This window comes from Humisphaera borealis (genome assembly GCF_015169395.1).
Lineage (GTDB): Bacteria > Planctomycetota > Phycisphaerae > Tepidisphaerales > Tepidisphaeraceae > Humisphaera > Humisphaera borealis.
Genome location: NZ_CP063458.1, coordinates 3,437,017 through 3,453,246, shown reverse-complemented (window position 1 = coordinate 3,453,246; position 16,230 = coordinate 3,437,017). Strand labels below are relative to the sequence as shown.

Genomic DNA, 16,230 nt, shown 5'->3' with positions numbered 1-16,230 from the left:
ATCTTCTGGTTCGTCTCGGAACGCTATCCATAACCCGAGGGACTGGTGACTACTGTGGACCGCCGTTTAAGGATGGCTCGGAACCGACGCAAAACTTGCAAATCCGCCGGGTTTCGCTAGCTTTGCGGGGGAGTTCGGCAATTTCTGCGCGTGGACTTTCGGGCCGCGGCTGCCGGGCGAACCCTGCTGCTACATGGAGGTAGCTGTGAATTTGCCTTCCTACCGTTCGATTTCCCGTGTTGCCAGTGTTGGTTTGCTTTGTGCGTCGGCCGCTTTCGCCGGGTTGTCGGCCGGCTGCGGCGAGATCGTCACGTACGCCGGCGAGGCCCGCCAGCAGGGCATCAAGCTGTACAACGAGGGGCACTACGCCGAGGCTGCCGGCTCGTTCAACAGCGCTATCAAGCAGCGTCCGCAGGATTACGAATCGTACTACTACCTCGGCCGCACGCACGAGGCGATGGGCGCGTTCCACCAGGCGGTCAAGGACTACCGGACCACGCTGACGATGATGGACAACTCGCTCAAAGGGCCGACCGATACCGAGTTCCGGCTGAAGACGCTCGACGGCCTGGCCAGCGCGATTTCCGCCGGCAAGGACGCCACCCTCGAACAGGCCGCGTTTGTGAAGACCAGCGGCCCGGCGACGGGCGAGGACTTCTGGGTCATCGCGAAGGTCCGCAAGCTGGACGGCGACATTGACTCTGCCCTGGTCGAGTACGCCAAGGCCGCCAAGATGGACCCGGAGAACCAGCCGCTGGCCAAGGAGTTTGGCCTGTACCTGGCGAAGCTCAATCAGCGCACCCTCGCCTCGGCCGAGCTCCGCCGGGCGTATGCGATCAACTATCGCAAGCGATTGGCCGATGACCCGCAGGTGAATGAAGGGCTGCGGGCACTGGGCATCATCCCCGGACCCAGCCTGGCCGATGAGCGCGATCTGCATCAGCCGATTCTTCCGGTCGGGCCGCTGCCCGAGGTGAAGGTTCAGATCGGCAAGGAAGCCGCCAAGGCTGAGTAGGCATTTGGCAGCAGGCAGAAATTGAAAAGGGCGGTCACGGCAATTCGTGACCGCCCTTTTTTGTTTAGGATGTCCGATTTGGAATCTGAGATCTCAAATCTCAAATCTCAAGTCTCAGACCTAAGATCTCAGATCTCAGATCCTCGGTTCAATCGACGGCCTGCCGCCTGCCGCTTACTTCTGGAACAGCGGCAGGTACCGATACGGCACGCACAGCGCCAGCACCGACATGCTGGTGCGGTAGGCTTCGCCGGCTTCCTGTTCCTGGCCGCTGCCAACGGGCCAGGTGCCTTCGGGGCCCTGGCCGGCGAGCAGGCTGTCGCGAAGCTTGATGTATCCCTGGTCGTAGTACTTGTCGCCGAGGTGGTACATCGCCTGGGCGATGTAATAGACGCTGTAGTAGTAAAACCCTTCGTTGGCATTGGTGACGGGGTTCTCGAGCAGGTAATCGCCGCCGGCCTTGGCTTCCTTGGACTGGTGGTCGCCGAGCATTTCCAGTGAGACGATCGCAGTGCCGGTCCTTGCCGGGCCGGGAGTGCCGTGGCCGGCCTGATAGGTGAAGCCGCTACCGCCGCGGAATGAGCAGCGGCGGACGTATTCGCGCCCGGATTCGAGCGCGCTCTTGGGGACGTAAGCGCCGCAATTGGCGGCGGCGCGGAGCGCCATCAACTGCCAGCCGGTGACCGAGATATCGGAGTCCGGGCTCATCCGGTTGTATCGCCAGCCGCCGGTGTTCAGTGCGTCCTTCCGCACGGCCTGTGCATCGAGCGTCAGCTTGACCGCCTTTGCGAGGGCTTTTTCGATCTTGTTCTTGCGAGCATCGTCCACCATGCCGTACGCCTCGCCCAGCATGGCAGCGGCGATGCCGTGTTCATACATGCTGGCGTTGCCGTTGGCGGCCGAAAGCAGGCCGTCGTTCTGCTGCTTGGACAGGACGTAATCGATCGCCTTGTTGATGTGGTCGCCGTAGGGGCCCTGCCCCGGGATATGCCCCCGAGCCAGGAACGCCTTGGCCGCCAGTGCCGGGACGGCTGTCGTGCTGGAACCCTGTGCCCAGGAGCCGTCCTCTTTCTGGTTCTTAGCGAGCCAGGAAAGGGCTTTATCGATCGCGGCTTCGACGCGCGGCGGGACCTTTTCGTCCTCGTCGGCGGCAAAAGCCGACGGCGTTCCCGCCACAAGCACCAGTAGTGCGGTACACGCAGCGAACAAGCTTCTCGTTGTTGAAAGCGTCATAGGGCTCAAGACCGTGGAAGAATCAGATCGATCGCCGGGGGGGCGATGGGCAGACACAGTGTGCAAAAACAGTACACACGCGGACGACGGCCGTTCGCAATCAGCGACTCGAAAACAACTCGAAGAAGCGGACCGACCGATGGGGCAACATCGACTAGAAAGAGGTTAAACCCTTGCGGCTCCGTGCTATTAAGTGTTGAAAAATACACAATTCCTGATACACCGATGAACATGAGGGATGAGCTCGGTGTTCAAGGCAGGGAGCCTTGCGCGACTTGATCCTGCAAGTGCCTATTTCGTAAAGGATAACCTGTGCCTCGAATCTCTATCAAACGATTCAGAGCGGTCGTCGCTCTCCTTGCCTCGCTCGCCAGCGGGACAGCGGCGAACGCTGCCGTACTCCCGTTGCCGGAAACGCTCGGTCTGACAAACGGTGAGCAATACCAGTTCGTGTTCGTCACCAATTCCACAACGTTTGGCTCAAGCGCTTCGCTGAGCACGTACAACAATTTCGTTCAGACCGCTGCCAATAACGCCTCGATTGGGACGTCCGTTGGCCTGACATGGAAGGCGATCGTCAGCGTGGGATCTGGTTCCAGCAATGCCGCCTCGAATGCCCCGGCTTCCGCGACCGTCAAAGTCTATCGGATTGATGGAGTGCAGGTTGCCAACGGCGGGACAAACCCCTTCTATTCCGGTTCGGCGAATCACCTTGCCGCGATCAACGTTACAGAACTGGGCACAACGGTAAACCGAAATGTCTGGACCGGTGGCAACGCCAACGGGTCGGAATCAGGTTCCGGACTATTGGGAACCGCAGCAAACCCCATCTACGGCTACTCCGGCGGCACCCTTGCCGCGAACGGCGATCCCAACTCCTGGTCGCGGATTGGCAACATTGATTCTGGCAACCCCTACAGTCTTTACGCGCTTTCGGGCGTTCTGACGGCGCCCGAGCCGAGCAGTCTGATGGTCGCGGGCCTGATGCTGACGGCTTTGGCGGGACGTCGGCGCCGAAGGACTGAAGTCGCTAAGTAATGCCCAGTCTGTAAACGCCTGGATGGACTGGATAGAACGAGAAACGCTCGGCCCCGATGGGCCGAGCGTTTTTCGTTATCAGAAACGCACCCAAGTCTGGCTATCGACTGGATGACTGACGAATCCAACGTGAAGCCACGACCTTAGTTCGCCGTCTTGCTCTGCATCCGGGCCAGGCGCACGTAGTAGTTGCGGATCATCGCCTGGTATTCCGGCGGGCCGGCCTGCTGGGCGGCGTTGAGCAGTTCCTTCTGCTGCAGCGGTCCGAGCTTGGCCCAGTCGCTGGGATTGATGCCGAGTTCGACGATCGCCGGCGGGGTGCCTTCGGGGCCACCGGTCTGCTGGGCGGCGATACCCTGCTTGGGGTCGCCGGCCTGTCCGGGCACCGGCGACGGCATATCCGACGGCGGGCCTTCGCCGGGCTGCGGCTGGCCTTGTGCCTGGGCCTGACCCTGTCCGGGCTGACCGGGTTGTCCGGCGGCCTGGGCCAAAGCCTGCGCGGCCTGGGCGAGCGATTGGGCGGCCTGCTGGGCGGCTGCCTGATTGCCCTGCGCGGCCTGTGCCTGAGCGGCAGTCGCCTCGGCGGCGGCCTGTGCGGCCTGCTGGGCCGCCTGCTGCGGTGTCGCCGGTTGACCCTGACCCGGTTGAGGCGCGTTGGCCATCCCCGCTTCACCCGGATGGGGCTCGGCGGCGGCGGCCTGTGCGGGCATGCCCTGGCCGGGCTTTCCGGCCCCCGGCTTGCCCTCACCCGGTTTACCTTCACCGGGCTTGCCTTCGCCTGGCTTTCCCTCACCCGGTTTGCCGGCATCGGCCTGTGCTGCTTCACCGGCCGGCGTTTCGCCAGCGGCTTGTTCACCCGCCGCGGCGGGTTCGCCGGCGGCCGGCTCGCCACCCTTGGGCGCTTCGCCCGGCTTTTGGGCCTGCTGGGGATTCTGAGCTTGCGCCTCGGCCATCGGCTGTTGACCGCGCAACGCCTGCTCGGCTCGAGCCAGGGCGTTCTGCGCAGCTTCCTGAGCGCCGGCGGCTTCTTCGTTGGCACCCTTCTGCTGGGCCTGAGCGGCTTCGCCCTGGGCTTGCTGCGCCTGGTTCAGTGCTTCCTTGGCCATCTCGGCCCGCTGGGCGAGCTGGGGGTTGGCGGCCTTGTCGGCCTGCTGGGCCAACTGCTGAGCTTTCTGGGCGGCCTTTTGCGCCTGCTGTGCGAGCTGCTGCTGTTGGGCGGCGGCCTGCTGAGGCGGGACGGCACCCTTCTGCTGGGCCGCGGCCATGGCCTGTGCCTGCTGCTGGGCTTGCTGCGCCAGACCCTTCTGCTCTTCGGCGAGCGCCTTGGCCTGCTGGGCGGCCTGCTGCTGAGCGGCGGCATTCTTGGGCTGGTCGGCCATCGCCTGCTGGGCCTGGGCCTTCTGGGCTTGCGCCTTCTGCTGGGCGGCGTCGGCTTTCTGCTGCTGAGCGTTAGCCTGATCTTGGGCTTGCTGCGCCTGCTGCTGCTTGGCCTGAGCCAAAGCCTGCTGCGCCTGCGCGGCTTGTGCCGCCGCCTGCTGCGCCTTCATACCAGCCTCGGCGGCTTTCTTGGCTGCCTCATTCGTGGCGTTCTTGGCCTGCTCGGCGTTGTTGGCCTTCTGGGCGTCGGCTGCCTGCTGAGCGGCGGCCTGGGCCTGGTCGGCGGCGGCTTGGGCTTCGTCGGCGGTGTCGTCAGCCTTCTTGGCGAGATCGCCGGCCTTCTTCGCGGCCTGCTGCATCGCCTTGTCCGCCTGCTTCGCTTGGTCGTTCTGCATGGCCTGCGCCTGTTGCTGAACGTTCTTGGCCATCTGCTCGGCCTGATCGGCGAGGTTCTTGGCGTTCTTGGCGGCGTCGGCAGCTTTCTGGGCGGCGTTCTTCTGCGCCTCAGCGTCGGGCTTATCAGCCGCTTTCTTCGCGTCGGCCGCGGCCTGCTTCGCTTGTTGCTCTGCCTTGGCGGCCTGCTGCTGGGCGTTCATCGCCTGCTTCGCGGCGTCGTCGGCGGCCTTGGCCTGGTCCTTCGCGGCCTGGGCCTGTGCTTCGGACTTCTTGGCCTCGGCTTGCGCCTGCTGCGCCTGGGCCTCGGCCTGCTGCGCCATCTGCTGCTGTTTGGCGGCGGCCTGTTCGGGCTTCATCGCCGCCTGCTGTTCGAGCTGCTGCGCGTTCTGCTCGAGCTTCTTCGCGGCCTCCATCTGCTGCTGAGCGGCCTGCTGCAACTTGGCGGCGTTCAGATCCTTGACGATGTTCTCAAGCTGCGGCTTCTCCGGCGGCTTGGCGGCCACCTGCTCGAGCGGCTTCTGCTCCTGCTTCGCGAACTCCTCGACCTTCTTGTTCAACTCTTCCTGTTTGGCGGCGATGTCCTTGGCCTGCTCGGCGGCCTCGGCCATCTCGGCCTGCTTCTGGTTCTGTTGGATCGCCTGCTCCTGCTTCTCCTGCAGTTGCTTGACCTCGTTGATCAGTTCATTGAGCGCCTGTGCCTGCTGCTGGGCTTCCTTGTTCTGAAGCTGCGGCGTCTCGTTGATGACCTGCTGCGTCTGCTGCTTGAGTTGCTCCTGCTTCTGCTGATTCTGCGGGTTCTTCTGCTCGGCCATCTGTTGGGCGAGCTGCTCCTGCTTCTTGGCGAGGTCTTCGAGTTTGTGCTGGGCATCGACCAGCTTGGCCTGCTCTTCCACCTTCTTGAGCAGTGCCTCGAGTTCCTTCTTCGCGGTCGAGACTTCCTTCAGGCCGTCGGTCGCATCCTGCTTTCGCAGCGACGGTTGATCGGCGTGCAGGTCGAACTTCGCCATCAGCGACGCCGCGACGAGGATGCGAGTCTCACTCGTCTGCTTGGCCGCCACCGCCATCGCGGCAAACGGTCCCTGCAGATTCTGATTGGCTTCCTTCGTCAGATCGCTCGCGGTCTTTTCCAGAAGAGCCTTGCCCTCTTCGGCGACCCGGCGTTCATCCGGGCGGAGGATCGAGCGGTCGTCGTCGATCACCCGGACGCGATCGACGATCGGGTGCGCCTGCTCCAGCCGGCGGATCGCAATGCGAATCGCTTCGGTGAAGTCCTTGGCGTCCTGCCTGTCCTGGCGGGCGGCGAGGCTTTCGACGTTGGCATCGATCCGCAGCGACTGCCGGGTTGACTCGGCGGTCTGGCCATCCGGGTCGCGGTTGTCGGTCACCCGCACCCAGTACGACAGACGCTTGGCGTCGGTCGCCTTGGCGGCCGACAGCACTTCGGTGACATTCAGTGGCGCGGCCATCGCGAGGTTGCGCGGCCACTTGCCCTGAACCGTGACGGGGAACGACTTGACGTCGCCGCCGTCCAGTTGCGTCATTAGTTCGACTTTGGCCAGGCCGAAGTCGTCACCGGCCTGGAACGCGATCGGAACGACTTCATTCGGGCGAACGGCCAGCTCGGCCGTCGGCGAGGTGATCGCGACGTTCGGCTTTTCATCGAAGCGAACGGTGATCGGCCGGGCCTGACGCTCGCGGTTCGGCCGGTTGTACGGGTTGATGAGTTCGACGGCGTAGGTGCCGGCATTGTGAACCTTCAGCGAGGCTTCGTAGAGTCCGTCGCCGACCTTGGTCAGCGGCAGCTCGACAGGCTTGGTGGCCTCGGCGGCGACGGCCGACGCGGCTGCGGGGTCGGCGCCTGCGTCGACGAGCTTCTCGGTGACGACGACCCGGCTGGCGGCGGTCAGGTCCTTTGCCGACGTGATCGTCAGCGTGACCTTCGTGCCCTGGATTGCATCAATCGCGCCATCGTCCTTGTTGACGTCCACGCGCGACGGGAGCTGTGTGTAGGCGGGGAAGTCGTAGCGGATGGCGAGCGATTCGATCGCCGGTACGGGCTCGACCGTCGCGGTGTAGCTCGCACTGTCGCCGCCATCGGTGTTGATGCGGTAGCTGAACGAGCGGTTGGCGGGCTGGGTGAACTTGAAGTCGCGCGGGCCGACGCGGCCGAGGGCGACGGTGCTCACCTGGCCGCTGACCAGGTCCTTCATCGTGATGACGGCCCGTTCGACCTTGCGGTTCTTGTCTTCCTGGTCTTTGGGGTTCACCTTGACGCTGATCTCGATCGGGTCGCCTTGGGCAACGGTGAAGCTGCCGGGCGTCACGACGATGTCGGACAGAAAGGCCGGCGTTTCCTGCCAGGGCATCAGCAGGTTGAAGAGCGGGCGAAGGAACTTGCTCGGCGGAAGGTAAAACGCCAGGAACAGCCACGCGGCCAGCAGGGGGATCAGCAGCAAGCCCAGCTTGGCGACCGCGCCGGCGGGAATGAGCTTTTCGGGAACGATCGCAGCGGCATCGGCCTCGGCTTGCTCGTGCAGCCGGTTGATCATGGCTTGCGAGCCGGCGAAGGTCTGGTTCGTTTCCTGTGCCAGTTCAAGGGAGCTGGTGATGCGCTCGTGCGTGTCGATCTGACCAGCGGCCATGGCGCGCTCGACGTCCATCGCTGTCGAGACCAGGCTCTGCTTTTTCATCGCCGGGCGCAGGAAGTAAATGGCAGCGGCGAGCACCGAGCCCCAGACGGCAACCGCTGCGGTAACCCGGCCCCACAGGGGCAGCGCCGGCAGGAAGCTGATGACCAGCATTGCCGCCAGGATGATCGCCAAGCTCACGAGCAGCGTCTGGATGACGCCTCTGGCTGCCAGAACGCTCCATTGCCGTCGGGCGACGTGCTTGAGCGGGGCTTCCAGTCGGTCCTGGACGACACGGGATTGTGGAATTGCAGTCATGGAGGGGAGCCTCCCAAGGGGGAACAGGGGAATACGCAGATCAACGAGGCGTGATCCAATGCCATCGACCGCGATGACGCACCATCCGGCGCAACATTGCTACCACTTGCAGGACCGAACGTTGGCTTTCGGTCCCAGGCGATGCCTGACCGGAGAACCCGAAGATGCTCCGGCCCGAATCCGCATCAGACACGCGGTGAAGCGGGCGAGCGGAATAGGTGCGAAACGGTCGGCGCAGCGTGACATTTCAATGATGCGCTTGCCCCACCAGAATTACAGCCGCAATCGTCGAATTGGTGAATATCGATATGATTGAGCCACGTCCGATTACCGAAGGGCATGATAATCCCGCCCCTGCAAAGCCAAAATGAGCGTCGCGAACGCCGGAACCCTTTGAAAGCACTGGGTTTCCCTAATCAAGCCGCGAGCGGTGTGATGCGTTGGCGGGTCAGGCCGATTAAGTGAAAGCATTAAGGGTAAACACGACATCGCCGATCCCAAGGTGGACTAGGAGCGAGGTCATGGAACTCACCGCCTGCCTCTTTGAGCAAGTCATTCGGACGCTTCGCGCCGATGTCGGTGGTCGCGAGCAACGACGGTTTCCCAGGGTCGGCTTGCGAGCCAAGGCGACCATCTACCCGGATCGCATTGGTCTGACCTACCTCGAGCCGCGTGAGGTCTGGGTCAAGGACCTCTCGCTCCAGGGAATCGGGCTGACCAGCAGTGCCTCGCTGCCTGTCGGGATTGTGTTCGAGATTCGCCTTGCGGTACGCAGCGGAAGCCTGATGCGGATTCGCTACACGGTCATTCGCACTCGGTCGCTGGGCACTGTGTTTTCGATCGGCGCCGAACTTCTCGAACTCATCGACGCGGTCGAACTTCCGCCGTTGCCGGGTGGAGGCCGCGCCAAACCCCTGGCGACGCTCGCCGCGCTGACCAGGGCGGTCGGGCGGTAGCTTCGGGAAAGTCTGGGGCAAGACGCGGCCGGCGACGGCCGGCTACTTCACGCCGTCTTTGGCCTCGGCCGAGAAGTATTTGCGTTCGATCGCCGCCGACAGGTCTACGTCGTTGATGTTGGCCAGCGTGCAAAGCCAGGCGATGCAGTCGGCGAATTCTTCTTCGATGTTTTTCTTATCTTCTTTGCGCGCCAGGGCGCGGGCCAGTTCGCCGAACTCTTCACAGAACCAGAGCCAGGTCGCCGGCGTACCGCGGGCGCGATCGGTGGCCTCGTATTTGTCGAAGATGTGTTTCTGAAAGCTGGCGATGGTGCGGGATTGCGGGTCCATGGCGGCATGGTAACCGCTCGACCCTCGAACAAAGCTACCGCTTTCGGTTCGCCGACTCGAACAGCGGGTTGGTGATCTTCATTGGTGGTTCACCGGCGTCGTCGACCGCGGGTGATGTCGGGGCGGCAGGTGCGGAGACCGCTGACGGTCCGGCCGTTGGGCTGGCCGCCGGAGCAGCGGACAGCTGTTCGGGCGTCTCGGGACCGGCGTTGATGTCCGACGGCGGGGCGACGTCCGGGCGGTAGAGCCGGCCGTTGAGCGCCTTGACGTATTCCGTCCAGTTGCCGTCTGTCGCCGCGCCTTCGCCCCTGCAGATGCCGAGCATCAGCGTCAGCTTCGCGTCCATGTTCTCGATCATGTGCACGGCGAACGCCTCTGGCGTGGCCGGCGTCTTGGGGCTGCCGAACTCGAGCTCGCCGTGATGGCTCAGGATGATGTGCTGCAGCACATCGACCAGCGGACGGGGGATCGGCTCACCAAGTTTCTGGCCGGCGACGGCGGACTTGTGTTCCAGCCACATCGCGCTCTTGACGATGTGTCCGATGAGCTGCCCGCCATCGGTGTAGCCGAATGCGGCGTCGTACTTCAGTTCCCACGTCTTGGCGATGTCGTGCAGGAAGACACCGGCGAGGACCAGGTCGCGATTCAGCGTCGGATAGAACTTGCAGACGGCGTTGGCGACTTCGCATGCATTGAGGGTGTGCTCGAGCAATCCGCCGATCCAGGCATGATGAAAGCTCTGGGCGGCCGGCGACCGCTTGAAGAGACCCATCAGTCGTTCGTCTTTCAGGTACGCCTGGAGCAGGGCATGAACGTGCTTGTTTCGTACCGAGCCCATGAGTGCCGAGAGGGTGCCGAACATCTCGTCGACGTTCTTGGTCGTCACCGGAAGCAGGTCGGCAATGTCAAAAGTTCCCTCGGCGGCGATGCCGACCGATTCGATGATGCACTGCAGATTGCTCTGGTAATTTTCGACACGGGCGCGAATGCGGGCAAAGCCGTTGTCGGGCAGGACGTTGAAGATTTCGCGCGTCGCCTTCCACATGCGCGCCGAGATCTGCGACGTCCGGTCGGAGACGAACGCCTTGATGTAGTGGGTCCCGTTGGCGGCCTGGGCGAGCTGCTTGTTGGAGACGACGTAGACGTCTTCGATGACGTCGCCGGCGGCACAATCGGTGAGGAAGAGTCGGCGCATCGCGGGGTTTTATGGGAATGGGGGCGGGGGGACAAGTGAGCCGAAGCTTTCGACATTAACGTGTTGCATTGAAAACCTTCATGGACATTTCGTCTCGGCCGCATTGAATTGAACGGATGAACGAGCCGGCGGCATCCATTTCAGAGGGCGCAGACGCTATCGCGACAACGGCGGTAGCCGTCGAGCGAGCCGTTTCGCCAGCGGCCGCCCGCGTAAGGCTCGTCATCCTTTGCCTGCTCACCGTTGCCGTCATCGCCGCGAGCATCTGGCTGTTCGGCACCGCGCAGGGTCGGCGACTGTTGGACCGGGAACATCTTGCCGCACTCGGAGATTCTGCAAGGCAATGGGTGCAGGCCAATCCACTTTCGTTCCTACTGATGTTCGTGGTTGCCTACATCGTCTGTGCCGTTTTGCTGTTGCCCGTCTGGTGGCTGCAGATCATCTCCGGGTTTGCTTTCGGCATTGTCGCGGGCATCGGGTCAGTGATGCTGGGTTCCACCACCGGCGCACTGGCGACGGCGGCGGTGTCGTCCTGGCTTGGTGAAGATTTCGTCCGATCCCGCATCATCGGCGACGGGAAAGGGGCCCGGCGGCTCAACAAGGCAATCGGACTCCTGGGCCGCAACGGTCTGCTCGTCGTCTTCATCTGCCGGCTGAGCTATCCGATTCCCTACGGCGTGAGCAACTATCTCTTCGGTCTGACCGGCATCAAACGACGGGATATCGCAATCGGCACCGCGCTGGGTGGCGTTCCGGTCTATGCCGGCTGGGTCGCGGCCGGCGCGAGGCCGGACTGGGTCTCACGATGGCAGTTCTGGGTGATCGTGGTCGGTATCAATCTGCTTCTTCTGACGCCGTTGGTGCTGAGATCCTTTCGGCGATCTGAATCGGTGGACGGTCGAAGCGGGACTGACGGACCGAAATAGACCTCGTCGTGGTGATCTTGGTACGATTTGACGCCGTGGATCACGACAGGCTTTTCAAGCAACTTCTTCGAACCTTCTTCATTGAGTTCCTCGATCTCTTCCTGCCCCAGGTAACGCAGTACCTTGAGCCGGGATCGCTGGAATTTCTGGACAAGGAGGTCTTTACCGATCTATCCGCCGGCGAACGCCACGAGGTAGATCTCGTAACCAAGTGTCGATTCCGCGGTGAAAACGCCTTTTTTCTCATTCATGTTGAAACGCAGTCGGGCGCTCAGAGCGATTTTGCCGCCCGGATGTTTCGGTATTTCGCCCGGCTGACGGAACAACATGCGATGCCGGTCTATCCCATCGGCCTGTTCACCTACGACGCGCCGGCCAGACCCGAGCCAGACGCGTTTCAAGTGCGGTTTCCTGACTTGGATGTAGTACTGTTCAGATTCCGCGCCATCCAACTCAATCGCTTGAACTGGCGGGATTACATGCGTCAGGCCAACCCGGTAGCCGCGGCGCTGATGTCGAAAATGCAGATCGCGGCCGAGGACCGGCCCAAGGTAAAACTCGAATGCCTCCGTCTGATGGCAACACTGAAACTCGACAAATCGCGGCAGGCGCTCATTCGCGATTTCATGGATTCCTATCTCCGCTTGAGTACGGCGGAGATGCAGGTGTACGATAGGGAGCTGCAGGCGATTGCGTCGCCGGAACGCGAGGTTGTTATGCAGATTGTCAATGAATGGGAAGCACGCGGTGAAGCACGCGGCATCGTGACCTTGTTAACGGCTCAGATTTCGCACCGGTTTGGTGAAGTTCCGGGCGACCTTCTTGATCGCATCGCGCATCTGTCCAAGGAGAACTTACAGTCTTTGGCTCTGGCACTTTTCGACTTGGACTCCATGTCCGACGTGGAGGAATGGATCGCCACGCACCATTGACTCTCAAAGCGTCAACTGCATGTACACCACATCCAGCCACTGGCCGAACTTAAACCCCACCTGGGTGAGCCGCCCCGCAAGAGTGAATCCGGCACGCTTGTGAAGTGCCACCGACGCCGCCTGCTCGGCGTCGATTAAGGCGATGATCGAACGAAAGCCGAGATCCCGGGCACGCGAAATCAACTCGGCCAAAATCGCCTTGCCGAGACCCCGCCCGCGGACGTCATGGCGGAGGTATACCGAGTTCTCAACCGTGAACCGATAGGCACTACGCGGGTGGAACGCCGACAACGATCCCCAGCCCAGAATCGTCCCGACATCATCGGTAGCGACCACAATCGAATGGCTGACGCCGTGTCGATGGAACCACGCGATTCTCGATTCCATCGTCTCGGGCTCTTCCTGGTAGGTGCAGGTCGAGTGGATGACGTAGTGGTTATAGATGTCATTGATGGCCGGTAGATCGGCCAGCGTGGCGGGGCGAATCTGAACGGGGATGTGCGGGTCAGGCATTCTGGACGACGATTCGATGGTGAGTGAAACATCCAAAGGGCGTACCCGATGAGCGATCGCACCGCAGGTTCAACTGCGGTGCGATCGCCCCGGGGCCAGTCCGGCTACTTCGCCGGCGGCGTGACACCCAGGTTCTTGAACATCGCCGCCTCGCCGGCCTTGGCCTTGGCGACTTCGGCCTTGTAGTCGAACAGCGGGGCGTTGGCACCGGTCACCTTGACCTGGGCCGGGCCCTTCTTGCCGAAGATTTGTTCGAACATGAAGTCGTCTTCTCCCTTGCCTTTGCCGGCCTTGATCTTGGCCTTGAGCAGCTTGTCGTCGCCGTTGATCTTTTCCATCGCAGCCATCATCTGCTTTCCGGTGATCTGGAGCGTGGCGACGTTGTCCTTCTGTGTGAAGATGTTCGCCTCGGCGACCTTGCCGGGAAGCCGGGCCGAGATCTCGACCTTCATGCCGTCGAACATCGCTGCCATCATGGGCTTCATCTGCTGATACTGCATCTTCTCCTGTTGAACCTGCTGATCGACCTCCGCATCCGGCACGGGCTGGCCGGCTTGCCCCTCGTTCTTGCTCTTCATCATCAGGACCATGGCGTCGCCCTGTTTCGTCCATGACAGGTCGCCGCCACCGCCGCCATTGTCCGCCTTGAGCGCGTTGATATCTGAAAAGTAGGCCGTGCCACGGAAGTGAATCTTGCCTTCCTTGGTCAGTTCGCACGAGATGTCCGACCAGGCGTCAATTCCGGCTCCGCCGGAAATCCGTTCCTGGATCGCTTCCTTGACGATGTCTTCAGGCTTCTGGGGTTTGTCCTGCGGAGCGAATTGATTGCGGGCGGGTGTGACGGTGTCGATGACCACCTTGCCGGACCCGTCGGGGTTCAGCGTGTAGGCCTGCATCAGTTCAAGACACCCGGTGACCGAAAGCAGGCTCGACAGCGCAAAGAGTTTAAGCAAGCGTCGCATGATCGTTTCCTTCCGCGAAAGAGAGGGTCGCCGCCGACGAGCGCCAGCGGGTCGCGCTCGGGACAAGGGTCCGACGAGCGACGGACAGCATAACTCGCCGCAAGAGTCGACGAAACGACAATCTAGCGGTCGCTAACCGGAGGGCGTGACCATTTTTCCGGGCGGTATGGAACAAACGATGTTTGTGCAGCGGAAATGCAGGCCGAAAGCCCGCACCACAATGGCCGCCCGGAAAAATGGCCACACCCCTAACCGGAGGTTGATGGAGGCTGAGGCCGTTTCGTGGTATCCCTTGCGGGTATGACCCACTATTCGATCAAGGTCGCCGCGCTGGCGGCCATCATCGTATCAGCCGTCGCCGGTTGTGGCGGCGGATCGGAAGAATCCTCGGCCGCCGGACGTAAGGCCACTGTCGAGTACCGCCCGGTGACCGTCGCGGGCGGTCCGCTGCAGAAGCAGCGAAGCGGCATCCTGAAAAAGGTGACCGGCGACTGGGTCGTCATTGACGAAAACGGCACTGAAATCTGGGTGCCCCGGGATATGGTTCTCGAAATACGAATGGGGTCGTAAGGGGAAATGTCGCAGTGTGTAGGTGGACGGGTTTCCAGATCGTGAGTCGACACGGATCACTGCTTGAGAAGCAAGCGCCTCTGTCGCCGGCTGCGATCTCAGCGCCCCTCCATCCAATCGCCCTGACCCCTCTTTACACTGCCCGTTCTGCCGCGTAATAAACGATTGCTTGTCTTTGTCCTGCGAATTGCCGGGTTTTGCCGCGATAGAAAGGCTTTGTATGGCGACAGCACGTCCTTCAACGTTGGTTATCTTTGGTGCCAGCGGCGATCTGGCGAAGCGCAAGCTTCTGCCTGCGATCTACGAGCTGGGGCGGGAAAAGCTGCTGCCCGAAAAGTTTGCCCTTGTCGGCTACGCCCGCTCCGAGATGTCGGATGAGGCCTTTCGCGCCGAGTTCAAGCAGGCCGTCGAGAAGTTCGCCCGCAGCAGCAAGTCGTCTGTCGATCAGACGCTGCTCCAGCGCATCCTGTCGGCCGTCTACTACCATCAGGGTGACTACGGTTCGGCCGAAGCGCACGCCGCGCTGGCGACGAAACTCGAAGACATCGACAAGAAGCATGGCACCGAAGGCAACCGCCTCTTCTACCTTTCAACACCGCCGGAAACCTTCGAGCCGATCATCGAGAACCTCGGCAAGTACACCGCCGGCTTCGGCCGCCGGGCGGGTGATGTCGGAGAAGTGAAGACCGACAGTTGGAAGCGAATCATCATCGAGAAGCCGTTCGGCATCGACCTGCCTAGCGCCAAGGAACTCAACAGCCAGCTCCACCGTCACTTCAAGGAAAGCCAGGTCTTCCGCATCGACCATTACCTGGGCAAGGAAACCGTCCAGAACCTGATGGTGCTGCGGTTCGCCAACTCGATCTTCGAGCCGATCTGGAACTACAAGTACATCGACCACGTGCAGATCACCGTCAGCGAGACGCTCGGCGTCGGCAGTCGAGGCGGGTACTACGACAAGAGCGGCGCGACGCGCGACATGATCCAGAATCACATGTTCCAGCTCATGGCGCTGGTCGCGATGGAACCCCCGGCCTCGCTCGATGCCGTCAGCATTCGCGACGAGAAGACCAAGGTGTATAAGTCGGTCCGCCCGATTCGGCCCGAAGCGGTCGATCAGTTCACCGTCCGCGCCCAGTACACCGCCGGCGAGCACGCCGGGCAGAAGTCCGACGGCTACCTGAAGGAAAAGGGCGTTCCCGCCGACAGCAAGACCGAGACGTTCGCCGCGATGAAGCTGTTCATCGACAACTGGCGTTGGAGCGGCACGCCGTTCTATCTGCGGACGGGGAAGTTCCTGGACGAGAAGCTGAGCGAGATCGTCGTCCGCTTCCGCAGCCCGCCGCTGACGCTGTTCCAGAAGCAATGCGACAGCCCGGTTTATCCGAACGACCTGATCATCCGCGTGCAGCCCGAAGAAGGCATCGAATGGCGGATCAACGGCAAGGTGCCCGGCGGCACGATGAACATCAAGCCGGTGAACCTCGACTTCTTCTATAAGACGACCTTCAACGTCGAACCGCCCGAAGCCTACGAACGGCTGATCTACGACGCCATGCTCGGCGACCAGACGCTGTTCATTCGCGGTGACGAAGTCGAAGCCGCCTGGGCGGTGATCGACCCGATCCAGGAAGGCTGGCGTAAGAGCAAGCTCGCGCCGCGCACCTACACGCCGGGAAGCTGGGGGCCGAAGGAATCGATGCAGCTCATCGAACTCGACGGCCGCCGCTGGCTGCACAGCGGCGACGGCGAGGCGGAGCCGATCGTGGCGTGCAGTCTGTAGGAGAGGCACAAAGACAAAAAGGCAGGCAGGCACGAAGGGAATGATCCACCTTCGTGCCT

13 protein-coding genes are annotated in these 16,230 nt (G+C 62.3%); 7 read left to right on the top strand and 6 right to left on the bottom strand.

Annotated elements, in window-relative coordinates; translation table 11 throughout:
• Nucleotides 1-205: 205 nt before the first annotated feature.
• Nucleotides 206-1,015, top strand: coding sequence for a tetratricopeptide repeat protein (locus IPV69_RS12870; RefSeq protein ID WP_206295518.1), 810 nt, complete (start codon nucleotides 206-208; stop codon nucleotides 1,013-1,015).
• Between the two features lie 174 nt (nucleotides 1,016-1,189).
• Here the strand turns inward: IPV69_RS12870 and IPV69_RS12865 are convergent, their stop codons facing one another.
• Nucleotides 1,190-2,224, bottom strand: a complete 1,035-nt coding sequence (locus IPV69_RS12865; RefSeq protein WP_206295517.1) for a prenyltransferase/squalene oxidase repeat-containing protein — start codon at nucleotides 2,222-2,224, stop codon at nucleotides 1,190-1,192.
• Nucleotides 2,225-2,560: 336 nt separating this feature from the next.
• Here IPV69_RS12865 and IPV69_RS12860 point away from each other — a divergent pair, with 336 nt between their 5' ends.
• Nucleotides 2,561-3,286 carry a PEP-CTERM sorting domain-containing protein gene (locus tag IPV69_RS12860; RefSeq protein ID WP_206295516.1) on the top strand — a complete coding sequence of 242 codons (726 nt, stop codon included), beginning with the start codon at nucleotides 2,561-2,563 and terminating at the stop codon, nucleotides 3,284-3,286.
• 143 nt (nucleotides 3,287-3,429) lie between these two features.
• On the opposite strand, the gene IPV69_RS27290 is transcribed toward IPV69_RS12860, so the two are convergent.
• Complete coding sequence (locus IPV69_RS27290; protein ID WP_241179988.1) at nucleotides 3,430-8,004, bottom strand: DUF4175 family protein; 4,575 nt, start codon at nucleotides 8,002-8,004, stop codon at nucleotides 3,430-3,432.
• A 521-nt stretch (nucleotides 8,005-8,525) separates the two neighbouring features.
• On the opposite strand from IPV69_RS27290, the gene IPV69_RS12850 reads away from it, so the two are divergent.
• Nucleotides 8,526-8,960 (top strand): PilZ domain-containing protein, encoded by a 435-nt coding sequence (locus IPV69_RS12850; protein WP_206295515.1) that lies wholly within the window; start codon nucleotides 8,526-8,528, stop codon nucleotides 8,958-8,960.
• Nucleotides 8,961-9,002: 42 nt separating this feature from the next.
• Here the strand turns inward: IPV69_RS12850 and IPV69_RS12845 are convergent, their stop codons facing one another.
• On the bottom strand, nucleotides 9,003-9,290 hold the full coding sequence (locus tag IPV69_RS12845) for a MazG nucleotide pyrophosphohydrolase domain-containing protein (RefSeq protein WP_206295514.1): 288 nt from the start codon (nucleotides 9,288-9,290) through the stop codon (nucleotides 9,003-9,005).
• Between the two features lie 34 nt (nucleotides 9,291-9,324).
• Nucleotides 9,325-10,485 carry a 3'-5' exoribonuclease YhaM family protein gene (locus IPV69_RS12840; protein WP_206295513.1) on the bottom strand — a complete coding sequence of 387 codons (1,161 nt, stop codon included), beginning with the start codon at nucleotides 10,483-10,485 and terminating at the stop codon, nucleotides 9,325-9,327.
• A 116-nt stretch (nucleotides 10,486-10,601) separates the two neighbouring features.
• Here IPV69_RS12840 and IPV69_RS12835 point away from each other — a divergent pair, with 116 nt between their 5' ends.
• Nucleotides 10,602-11,411 (top strand): TVP38/TMEM64 family protein, encoded by an 810-nt coding sequence (locus IPV69_RS12835; RefSeq protein ID WP_206295512.1) that lies wholly within the window; start codon nucleotides 10,602-10,604, stop codon nucleotides 11,409-11,411.
• A gap of 35 nt (nucleotides 11,412-11,446) precedes the next feature.
• Nucleotides 11,447-12,343 (top strand): DUF4351 domain-containing protein, encoded by an 897-nt coding sequence (locus tag IPV69_RS12830; protein WP_206295511.1) that lies wholly within the window; start codon nucleotides 11,447-11,449, stop codon nucleotides 12,341-12,343.
• Nucleotides 12,344-12,346: 3 nt separating this feature from the next.
• On the opposite strand, the gene IPV69_RS12825 is transcribed toward IPV69_RS12830, so the two are convergent.
• Nucleotides 12,347-12,856 carry a GNAT family N-acetyltransferase gene (locus IPV69_RS12825; RefSeq protein WP_206295510.1) on the bottom strand — a complete coding sequence of 170 codons (510 nt, stop codon included), beginning with the start codon at nucleotides 12,854-12,856 and terminating at the stop codon, nucleotides 12,347-12,349.
• 104 nt (nucleotides 12,857-12,960) lie between these two features.
• Complete coding sequence (locus tag IPV69_RS12820; RefSeq protein ID WP_206295509.1) at nucleotides 12,961-13,818, bottom strand: hypothetical protein; 858 nt, start codon at nucleotides 13,816-13,818, stop codon at nucleotides 12,961-12,963.
• Between the two features lie 300 nt (nucleotides 13,819-14,118).
• On the opposite strand from IPV69_RS12820, the gene IPV69_RS12815 reads away from it, so the two are divergent.
• Together IPV69_RS12815 and zwf are read left to right on the top strand one after the other, a co-directional pair.
• Entirely contained in the window at nucleotides 14,119-14,388 is a 270-nt protein-coding gene (locus IPV69_RS12815; RefSeq protein WP_206295508.1) for a hypothetical protein, read from the top strand.
• A 220-nt stretch (nucleotides 14,389-14,608) separates the two neighbouring features.
• Nucleotides 14,609-16,171: a glucose-6-phosphate dehydrogenase gene (gene zwf, locus IPV69_RS12810; protein ID WP_206295507.1), complete on the top strand. Its 1,563-nt coding sequence runs from the start codon at nucleotides 14,609-14,611 to the stop codon at nucleotides 16,169-16,171.
• Nucleotides 16,172-16,230: the final 59 nt, after the last annotated feature.